At 65.2% G+C, this 5,797-nt stretch carries 6 protein-coding genes; all 6 read right to left on the bottom strand.

Annotated features, from left to right (window positions below; all coding sequences use genetic code 11):
• Window positions 1-868, bottom strand: an 868-nt coding sequence (locus WBG82_RS06395) for a CheR family methyltransferase (protein ID WP_424422793.1), incomplete at its 3' end; no start/stop codon positions are given.
• A complete protein-coding gene (locus WBG82_RS06400; RefSeq protein ID WP_424422796.1) occupies window positions 865-2,016 on the bottom strand; it encodes a protein-glutamate methylesterase/protein-glutamine glutaminase in 1,152 nt (383 codons plus the stop codon). The genes WBG82_RS06400 and WBG82_RS06395, both read right to left, overlap by 4 nt.
• Window positions 2,017-2,126: 110 nt before the next feature.
• Window positions 2,127-2,636 (bottom strand): protein phosphatase CheZ, encoded by a 510-nt coding sequence (locus WBG82_RS06405; protein WP_424422798.1) that lies wholly within the window; start codon window positions 2,634-2,636, stop codon window positions 2,127-2,129.
• A complete protein-coding gene (locus WBG82_RS06410) occupies window positions 2,636-3,022 on the bottom strand; it encodes a response regulator (RefSeq protein ID WP_424422800.1) in 387 nt (128 codons plus the stop codon). The genes WBG82_RS06405 and WBG82_RS06410 overlap by 1 nt, the downstream gene beginning before the upstream one ends.
• Before the next feature lie 35 nt (window positions 3,023-3,057).
• Complete coding sequence (locus WBG82_RS06415) at window positions 3,058-3,531, bottom strand: chemotaxis protein CheW (RefSeq protein WP_324297480.1); 474 nt, start codon at window positions 3,529-3,531, stop codon at window positions 3,058-3,060.
• Window positions 3,528-5,797 (bottom strand): hybrid sensor histidine kinase/response regulator (locus tag WBG82_RS06420; protein WP_424422804.1); only part of this gene is annotated, 2,270 nt, incomplete at its 5' end. The genes WBG82_RS06415 and WBG82_RS06420, both read right to left, overlap by 4 nt.

Genomic DNA, 5,797 nt, shown 5'->3' on the forward strand with positions numbered 1-5,797 from the left:
CGGCGGGCCTCGGCGCGGCGGCAGGCTGACCAGCGGCCTGCGCGGACGGCACCTCGCCAAGCCCGAAGAGCCCGCGCTCGCCCGGCAGGATGCGGAAGGCATCCGATATGCCGATGACCGTCTCGGCGCCGCCGAGGCAGAGATATCCGCCCGGCTTCATCACCCGCGCCATGCTGGCAAAGACCTTGCGGCGCGTCGCCTCGTCGAAATAGATGAGGACGTTGCGGCAGAAGATGAGATCGAGCCCCGTGAGCCCGGCCGCCGCCGGATCGTGCAGCAGGTTGAAATTGCGAAACTTGACCATGGCGCGCAGCTTCTCGCTGATGAGCCAGCCGTCGCCATCCTTAGTAAAGTATTTTTTCAGCAGGTCCGGCGGCAATCCGCGCTGCACCTCGAAGGTCGAGTACCAGCCCTTGCGGCAGCGCTCGAGCATTTCGTCGGAAATATCGGTGGCGATGATCTCGATCTGCCAGCCCGCGAGCTTGGCGCCGGCTTCGGCGAGCAGCATGGCGAGCGAATAGGGCTCCTGACCGCTCGAACAGGCCGCGCACCAGATCCTGATCCGCCGCGTATTCTTGTTCAGCTCCATCAGTGCCGGGAGGATCATGGCGGCGAAGCGATCGAACGGCCAGCGGTCGCGGAAGAAGAGCGTCTCGTTCGTCGTCATGGCCTCGACGACCGAGACGGTCAGCGCCTCGTCGCCGCCCTTGCGCAGATGCGCGACGAGTTCGGGAAGCGACTTCATCTTGAGCTTGCGTGCGATGGGCGCGAGCCTGCTTTCAAGGAGATAGCTTTTGTCGGGCGTCAGCGCGAGCCCGGATCGCTGATAGAGAAACTGGCGCAGGAATTCGAAATCGTTCGTATTCATAACGCTTCCCCGCGCGCAATCCGCCCTATGGCCTTGCCGATCTCTGAAAGCGGCAGCACCGCATTGCAGATGCCTGCCTGCGCCACCGCTCCCGGCATTCCCCAGACGACGCTCGATGCCTGGTCCTGCGCGATCAGCGCCGCGCCCGCCTCGACCGCGACCTTTGCCCCCTTGAGGCCGTCATAACCCATGCCTGTGAGGATCACGACGAGGAGCTTCTGCCTGTAAATGGCCGAAAGGCTCCGCAGCATGGGATCGACCGCGGGCCGGCAGGAGTTTTCCGGCGGCGCGTCGCTCAGCCTGACGATGGTGCCGGTCGCGCCCGGCTCCATGATCATGTGGAAGCCGCCCGGCGCGACATAGATGCGGCCGGGCTGAAGGAGTTCGCCATCGACCGCCTCGGCCGCGGTCCGGCCCGCATAGCGCGTCATATGCTCGGCGAGGATCGCCGTGAAGGTCGGCGGCATGTGCTGCGTGATGACGATGGGCTGGGTGACGCCGGGCCCGATGCTCTTCAGCACTTCGGCTAGAGCCTGCGGTCCGCCCGTCGAGCTTCCGATCGCGATGACGGAGGGCCTTTCGATCGCCGCCTTGCGCAGCACGACCGGGCGGGCCGGCGCCTGCATGCGCGCGGGCTGCGCCGCGCTCGCCACCGTCGTGGGCCGCACCTGCCGGCCGCGAGGCGCGCGCGCGGCATATGCCTTGACCTTGGTGACGAGCTCCAGTCTGAACTGATCGGCGCTGCCAAGCCCGGTGGCGGGCTTCGGCAGATAGTCGGCCGCCCCCAGCGAGAGCGCGCGAAGACTGATCTCGGCGTTCCGGCGCGTGAGCGAGGAAACCATGATGATCTTGACGCCGGGGCTGATCTCCAGAAGCCGGGGCAGCGCCGTCATGCCGTCCATTTCCGGCATCTCGATATCGAGGACGATCACATCGACCGGCGTCGATGGCAGCATCCTGACCGCTACGGCGCCATTGGGACAGGAGGCGACGACGCGAATGGCCGGATCGGCTTCGAGAGACTTGGTGATGATGCCGCGCACGACGGACGAATCGTCCACCACCATGACCCGGTAGTGATCGTCGGCCGCTGAGGGAGCCGGCGCTCTGTCCGTTGCGGCCGGGGCCTTGGCTCGATCGTCAATCATCCTCGCGCCCATTCTCGCGCCTGTCCACGCGCATCATTGTTCTTCCGCTTCAACCGGCCGATATGTGCGGGGCGCGAGCGATGTGGCCCGGCCCGAAAAAGTGCGCGAGATCAGGCAAAGAGCTGATCGATGTCATCCTGCGCGATGCCTTCGCCCTCGAGCGCCGGCCCGTTGAGCAGGGCGGCGTCTCCGGTGGCGGGCTGCTGTTCGGATTGGAGCGCGGAAGTGTTCGACCAGGCCGTCTCGATCTGCTCGACCTTCGCCTCGACGAGTTGCAGCGTCTTCAGGACGTTGGAGATGCGCTGCCCGGTAATGTCCTGAAAGGAGCACGCCTCGAAGATGCGCATGCAGGAATCGTTCACCAGTTCCTGCGCGCGTTCGGGATCGGAGAAGTCGGCCGCCATCATGTCTTCGGCCGCGAGCATGATGTCGTTCGTCGCCGACTCGGTCAGGCTCAGAATGGCACCGATCTCTTCCGTCGCGCGGGGAAGATGCACGTCGCGCAGCGACGGGTCGTGCAGCTTCGACATTTCGCGCCGGGCGACGAGGATCGTCCGCACGATATCCACGCATTCCTGTGTGAGCTTCTTGATCCGCTCCGAGGATTCATCACTGTTCATCAGAACTCCCCCAGCACGGCCTTGAGTTTGGCTTTGAGCACGGCCGCGCTGAAAGGCTTAATGATGTAGTTGTTGACGCCCGCCTGCCGCGCGGCCACGACGTTTTCGACTTTCGATTCCGCCGTCACCATGATGAAGGGGGTCGCCTTCAGTCCCTCATCCGCCCGCACCGTCTTCAGAAGCTCGAAGCCCGTCATCGGCTGCATGTTCCAGTCGGAAATGACGAGGCCGTAATTGCGGGCCTTCATCATCGCCAGGGCCTGGCTTCCGTCCGAAGCCTCGTCGATATCCGTAAAGCCGAGTTTCGAGAGAAGGTTGCGGACGATCCGGAGCATGGTTCGGTAGTCGTCCACGATGAGGATGGGCATACCCATATCTACAGCCATTACCTGGTCTCCTTGGCAGTGACCCGTCGCGCGCCCTAGGCGTCAGCGCGGATTGCGCCCAGCACGGCGCCGATGTTGAGAACGATGAGAAGGGTTCCGTCGAGGCGATAGAGCCCGTCGGCGATCTGGCGCCACTTCGCGTCGAGCGTCGCAGGGTTCGGCTCGCGCTGACTTTCCGAAAGGCTCAGAACCTCGCCGACTTCATCGACGAGAAGGCTGTAGGGCTCGTCCTCATGTTCGACGACGACCGCCATGGCCTTCTCCACGAAGTCCTCCGACGGCAGGGACAGACGCTGGCGCATGTTCACCGCGGTGACGATGCGGCCGCGCAGATTGAGCGAACCGGCGATTTCCGGCGGGGCCAGCGGCACCCGCGTGATCCGCTGCGGCCCCAACACATCGCGGACGTGAAGAACCGGAATACCGAAAGTCTGGCCCGCGACCGACATGGTCACGAAGTCTTCGGAGCGCTCGCGATCGAGCACCGCATCAGCCTGCTGCACACTCATGCCGCTGTCTCCTCACGCACATTCCCCTCGCCTGTTCCGTCGACCGAGAGCACCCGCGACAGCGCCGCCAGCAGCGCCTTCGGGTCGAGCTTGGTCACATAGTCGTTGAAGCCCGCGTTTCGTCCGCGCTCGAAGTCCTGCGGATTGGCGTGGGAGGAGAGCGCCACCATCGGCACCTTCTTCCAGCGCTCGTCCTGGCGGAGCGTGCGGGCGAGATCGAAGCCCGACAGACCCGGCATCTCGATATCCGAGATGATGATGTCGAAGGCGTCACCGCCGCGGCAGATCGAGAGCGCCGTCTCGCCATCCTCCGCCGTCGTCACCCGGTAGCCGGCCATCTTCAGCATCGGCATCAGCAGATTGCGGAAGAAGCTCGAATCCTCCACGAGCAGAACCTTGCGCTCGCGCTCGTTGCCGAAGGGCTCGCGCGTCTGAAGCTCGAACCAGGCATCGTCGCTCTGGCGCAGATAATAGACCGTGTCGATGACATCGGTGGAGCGGCCGGCGATGATCGAGCTGCCGAGCACGCCCGGCTGGGCGCTGCCGACAAGCTGCAGATCGAGCGAGCCTTCGACGATATCGACCACCTCGTCGACGACGAGGCCGAGCATGCGCTCGCCTTCCGCGAAGACGAGGATCGGATGCTTGCCCTCGCGCGGCGCGGGCGTGCCGTCGATGCCGACCAGCGGCATGAGCCCGCCGCGATACTGGAGAACCGTGCGGTGGCCGGCTTCCTCGGCCGTCGCGAGATCCGCCTCCTCGAGGCGCGCGATGAGCGAGAGCGGAACGGCCTTGGTGCTGTCCCCGCCCGCCTTGAAGACGAGCATGGAAACAGTCTCGCGCTGATCACGGCGTTCGCCATGCGCGTCGTCGTCCGCCTTCGCTTCCGACTGGGCCGAACCGCTCGTCGCGGCGGCGATGCCGTTCGGATCGAGGATCATGATTACCCGCCCGTCGCCGAGAATGGTCGTGCCCGAGAAGAGCGTGATGTGGCGCAGCGTCCGCGAGGTGGGCTTCACCACGATTTCTTCCGTGTCGAAGACGCGGTCGACGATGATGCCGAAGACGAAGCTGCCGACCTGCGCGACGACGACATAGAGTTCCGCCGCGTCGGCCGCCGCATCGCCAGCCTCATCGAGGCCGAGAAGTTCGCTCAGCCCCACGAGCGGCAGGAGCCTGTCGCGCAGGCGATAGACCGGCCTGCCATTGATGAGTTCGACGCCCTGCTGCGAATTCTTGCTGATCCGCACGAGCTCGATAACGCTGCTCTGCGGCATGGCGAAGCGCTCGCCGCGGCATTCGACGATGAGCGCCGAAACAATGGCGAGCGTGAGCGGAATCTTGATGACGAAGCGCGAGCCCTGCCCCTCGGTCGAGGAGAACTCGATGGCGCCGCCGATCTTTTCGATATTGGTGCGGACGACATCCATGCCGACGCCGCGTCCGGAAACGCTCGTCACCTGGCTCGCGGTCGAGAAGCCCGGGCGGAAGATGAACTGCTGGATCTGCTGTTCGCTCATGCCCTCGAGCTGCGCCTCGGTGGCAAGCCCGTTCTGGATCACCTTGGCGCGGATGCGCGCCGTGGCGAGGCCGCGGCCGTCATCGCTCACCTGAACGATGATGTGCCCGCCTTCATGGCGCGCGCTCAGATGGATCGTGCCATGCTCGGACTTGCCGGAAGCGCGACGCTCATCCGGCTCCTCGATACCGTGATCGGCCGAGTTGCGGACCATATGCGTGAGCGGATCGCGGATCGATTCGAGGATCTGACGGTCGAGTTCCGTATCGGCGCCCGACATGACGAGGTCGATCTTCTTGCCGAGTTCCTGCGCGAGATCGCGCACGACGCGCGGCAGCTTCGACCACGCATTGCCGATCGGCTGCATGCGCGTCATCATCACGCTTTCCTGCAGCTCGGTCGTGACCTGATTGAGCCGCTGCAGGGGCGCGGAGAAGGGGCTGTCGCCCACGCCGCGCAGGATCTGCAGGAGCTGGTTGCGCGTCAGCACCAGCTCGCTGACCATGTTCATCAGGTTTTCGAGAACATTGATGTTGACCCGCAGCGTCTGCGACTGCGCCTGAGCGGCGGCCAGCGCGGCGGAGGCCGCCGGATGATCCCCCTGCTGCTCGGCCGGCGCGGAGCGGGCAGCGCTCTTCGCGGCGGCGGGCTTCGCGACCGGGGCTGCAATGGGCTCCGGCTCGGCGATTTCTTCGGCGACCTCTTCGGCACCCGCTTCCACCATCTCAGGCACGGGGCTCGCCGCAG

Source organism: Parvibaculum sp., from assembly GCF_049671045.1.
GTDB lineage: Bacteria > Pseudomonadota > Alphaproteobacteria > Parvibaculales > Parvibaculaceae > Parvibaculum.